Origin of the sequence: Bartonella doshiae NCTC 12862 = ATCC 700133 (assembly GCF_000278155.1) — a bacterium.
In the GTDB taxonomy this organism is placed as follows: domain Bacteria; phylum Pseudomonadota; class Alphaproteobacteria; order Rhizobiales; family Rhizobiaceae; genus Bartonella; species Bartonella doshiae.
In genome coordinates this window covers 670,747-674,792 of record NZ_JH725094.1, presented here as the reverse complement: position 1 = coordinate 674,792, position 4,046 = coordinate 670,747, and the positions used below count along the sequence as shown (strand labels likewise).

The window sequence follows — 4,046 nt, the reverse complement described above, 5'->3', positions numbered from 1 at the left end:
GGGCAAAGATGTGCAGTTTAATGCCGATCATGATGTGAATTTACAAGCGACAAATGTTTCGGCAAATCGTGATGTCAACATTGATGCGGGCAATAATATCACCCTATCAGAAAGCTATGATACCTCTAACGCACAAGAAACCCATGAAAAGTCCTTTGCTGGTTTTACAGGTTCTGTCAATGTTGGACTTATTGGCAAGCTCCAGGATATCAGGGAAGGGACAAAAGGTTTTGTTTATGGGGATGGGATCTACAAGATAGGCAGTGGTGTCATTGCTGGTTTAAAAGGCAAAGATCTCTATGACAAAGGCAAAGGTTTTTATGATGGGATCAAGGGTGGTGGATCAACAAAAGAAGGTCTTCTCAATATCGTTGATATTTCCAGCAGCATTACAGGGGGCTTTAAGACAGAGAAGGCAGAGGCATCGTCTCATGCATTGTCTGCGGTGACCGATAAAATAGAAGGGGGGCGAGCACTCACCATGCATGCCCATAAAGGCAGCCTCCATGGTTTTGGAGCGGATATTTTTGCTGGTACAAATTCTGCTTATTCGCAGGATAATGATGCACAGAGTGGGAATATCACCTTGGAAGCAGGGCAAGATATCACCTTTGAAAGTGCACAAAACACGCAAAGCACACAAAACAACATGCAAAGTGCTTCAATGAATATTGGATATAGTTATGGTACTGGTGGCGCAGGGTTGCTGGGTAATGCTTCTTTTGGTAAAGGGAAGGGTTCCGGTGAGGCGGTTCACCAGAAGAACAGCCATATCATTGGTACGGGCACTCTTTACACCAACAGTGGGGGAAACACCACATTGGCAGGCGCTGTGGCTTCTGGAGAGCGTGTAGAAATGGAAGTATGGGGTGATTTGACCATTACCAGCCGCAGTGATACGGGAGAAAGTTCCAGCAAGCAACAATCGGTTTCTTTTGGTTATAATGGCGGGGAAAAGGATGATGCCGCCTTAAGCACTGTTTCCTTGAACAAGGATAAATCCTCTAGCGATTATCATAGTGTTGTGGAGCAATCAGGCATCAAAGCTGGTGATGGCGGCTTTGATATCAACGTTCAAGATAAAACAAAGCTGACAGGTGGGCTTATTTCCAGCACCGCGCCGGCAGAACAAAACAGCCTGACCACAGGAAGGATTAGCAGTCGTGACATCAGTAACAGTGCGTATGCGCAAGCGAACAGCCAAGGTTTTAGTATTGCTGTGGGTGGTCCGATGTATCAGGGCAAATATGGTGTCGGGAAGAACATTGCCAAAAATGTCTTAGATCATTGGAAAGCTAAAGATTCAGAGGAAGGATATACCAAATCCGCTGTCAGCACTTCTACAATCATTCTAACCGATGAAGCTGGGCAGAAGGCATTGACAGGGCAAGATGTTGAGCAAGCCGTCGCCTCCCTGAACCACAACACTGTTGCAGCCCATCAGGGTGTCCAACAGCTAGACGTCACCAAGCTGGAACACATCGTCCATGAAAACCGTGAAATGACAACCCAACTTTTAGAAGAAGGGTTTAAAGTGAGCGATGAATCCTATAAAACCATGTTTATCAAAGAGCATCCCCTTGCTGTGGTCGACCGTGATGAACAGGGCAATGTGATCTATGAAATAGATGCAAATGGGGTGCCTATAGGAGATGCTCGTGGACAACCTATCCCTAAGTTTCATTATTTAACAGATGAAGAAAAGCAGCACTTACAAGCCGGTGCTGATGGTAAGGTCAATGTTTCCCTCAATGGCATTTTTACACCACCCTATGAGGCGGCTGTTTATGCAGAGCAACATGCGGAGGATAAGAATGCTCCGCTCTATTTTGTTGTATTCCCCGAAGCGGATTCTGCTATCTCAGAGCTTTTGGTTGCAGGCTATCAGAAGTTTCTGGAAAATGACTTTTGGGGTTTGACCAATTCCACACAAGAAGCAGAGGATCTTGTAAAGGTCTATGGAAATACTGGATTGAGGCTTAACGCACATAGTCGTGGTGGCATGACAGTGTATAATGGGTTTCATTCTTTAAAACAGCAAGGTTTTTGGGGTATAGCGGGTAAAACAAATGTCAATCTCTATGGTCCAGCAGCTAATGCTGAAGCTACAGCGGATATGTTAAAATATCTGAGAGGAGACAAACAAACGAGTGTTGGCTTTGATGGGCATAGATATGACTTTGTAAGCAGAATTATTGGCGGCAATGGCTATACTTATGAGACAGTGCCTGCTGGTAGTACCCGGTGGAAAGAATGGTGGAGAGTGGCTACAAATCCCATAAGTTCCCATACCTGTCTTGGAAATGCGAGTGATATATGCCAAAAGCGTTACGGCCCTTCTCATCGTGAACAAAAGCCTTGAATTAAATCATGGAGTAAAAAATGAAACAAACTCTAAAATTATTAAGTGCGATAACTCTATTGAGTATAGCTGGGTGTCAGTTTAATAAAACTCCTTCATCATCTTTGGCGATGTGGGAGAAGCCTGGTGCAGATTTTACTGAGATAGGAAAAGCGCTGTTAGAATGTGGCATGCCAACCCCTTATGATAAGGATCCAGAAAATAGAAAGTTAAGTTTAAATAAAAAGGCGTTCATTGATTCTTGTATGGTTCAATCAGGATTCCGCTATAAAGATACAGAGGCAGGAACGTGGTGTGAAAATTTTCAAGGAAAGAATCTTCCGGCTTGTCGTCCAGGTGCTGTCATCCCGCAACGAAGTGTGAAGAAGCGCTTGAATAGCCCGTTTTGTAAAAAGAATCCTTGCATGTGTCCCTCAATGGCATTTTTACACCACCCTATGAGGCGGCTGTTTATGCAGAGCAACATGCGGAGGATAAGAATGCTCCGCTCTATTTTGTTGTGTTCCCCGAAGCGGATTCTGCTATCTCAGAGCTTTTGGTCGCAGGCTATCAGAAGTTTCTGGAAAATGACTTTTGGGGTTTGACCAATTCCACACAAGAAGCAAAAGATCTGATGTCTCGCTATGGTAACACAGGATTGCATTTTGATGCCCATAGTCGTGGCAGTTTGACAGGCTTTAATATGATGAATTCTTTCAAACAAGAAGGTGTAAATGATGTAGCTGGCAATACAACGATCAGTTTCCATGGACCAGCGGCTAATGTTTTGTCTGCATCCGGTCTGTTAGGTTATGTGAGTGGTGGCAAACAAACGAGTATTGGTTTTGATGGGCACAGATATGACTTTGTAAGCAGAATTATTGGCGGTAATGGCTATACTTACGAGACAGTGCCTGCTGGTAGTACCCGGTGGAAAGAATGGTGGAATATGTTCTCAGATCCTCGCAACGCTCATACTTGTTTGGGGGGTGCGGATGATGTGTGTACAGGGCGTTATGGCACATCTCATTTAGAACAAGTTCCTTCACATAAATCATGGAGTAAAAAATGAAACAAACTCTAAAATTATTAAGTGGTGGAATATGGCTATTGAGTATGGCTGGATGTTACTTAGGTACACCTTCTACATCATCTTTGGATGCGTGGGAGAAGCCTGGTGCAGATTTTACTGAGGTAGCAAAAGCATTGTTAGAATGCGGAAAGCCAACTCCTTATGATGTCGATCCAGAAAACAGAAAGCAGAGCATCAATGCTAAAGCAACAGTTTATGCTTGCATGCTCCAATCAGGGTTCCGCTATAAAGATGAAGAGGTGTGGAGGCAGGGGGGATGGTGTTATACTTTTAAAGCCGAAAACCTTCCGATTTGTCGTCCAGGTGCTGTCATCCCGAGGCCCAGTGTCAAGAAGCGCTTGAATAGCCCGTTTTGTAAAAAATATAAAAATGCACCTGAATGCAAATCTTAAGCACTGCTTGTAATGACCGACAATCCGCCATCCTTACTTTTGCTTGGAATGGCGGGGTTGTTTCCTCAATCTCACTATTCAACGGCTGAAGACATACAAGCCCATAAAGGCAGCCTCCATGGTGTTGGAGCGGATATTTTTGCTGGTACAAATTCTGCTTATTCGCAGGACAATGATGCCCAGAGCTGACCTTAGCATCACGGGCAGTTCTGTTACGGCT

4 protein-coding genes and 1 pseudogene are annotated in these 4,046 nt (G+C 44.4%); all 5 read left to right on the top strand.

What is annotated here, in order from left to right; translation table 11 throughout:
* Positions 1 to 2,362, top strand: a 2,362-nt coding sequence (locus MCS_RS02945; RefSeq protein ID WP_004855502.1) for a hemagglutinin repeat-containing protein, incomplete at its 5' end; no start/stop codon positions are given.
* A gap of 20 nt (positions 2,363 to 2,382) precedes the next feature.
* Positions 2,383 to 2,763 (top strand): annotated as a pseudogene (locus tag MCS_RS08625) (hypothetical protein); the annotation flags it as partial.
* Positions 2,764 to 2,768: 5 nt separating this feature from the next.
* Positions 2,769 to 3,413 carry a hypothetical protein gene (locus MCS_RS02940; RefSeq protein WP_004855499.1) on the top strand — a complete coding sequence of 215 codons (645 nt, stop codon included), beginning with the start codon at positions 2,769 to 2,771 and terminating at the stop codon, positions 3,411 to 3,413.
* On the top strand, positions 3,410 to 3,826 hold the full coding sequence (locus MCS_RS02935; RefSeq protein ID WP_004855498.1) for a hypothetical protein: 417 nt from the start codon (positions 3,410 to 3,412) through the stop codon (positions 3,824 to 3,826). The genes MCS_RS02940 and MCS_RS02935 overlap by 4 nt, the downstream gene beginning before the upstream one ends.
* 12 nt (positions 3,827 to 3,838) lie before the next feature.
* Positions 3,839 to 4,015, top strand: coding sequence for a hypothetical protein (locus MCS_RS08300; RefSeq protein WP_004855495.1), 177 nt, complete (start codon positions 3,839 to 3,841; stop codon positions 4,013 to 4,015).
* Positions 4,016 to 4,046 lie beyond the last annotated feature (31 nt).

Excerpts from the sequence above, each read along its gene's own strand:
- MCS_RS08300 (WP_004855495.1), top strand. The coding sequence starts at position 3,839 with ATGACCGACAATCCGCCATCCTTACTTTTGCTTGGAATGGCGGGGTTG.
- MCS_RS02935 (WP_004855498.1), top strand. The coding sequence starts at position 3,410 with ATGAAACAAACTCTAAAATTATTAAGTGGTGGAATATGGCTATTGAGT.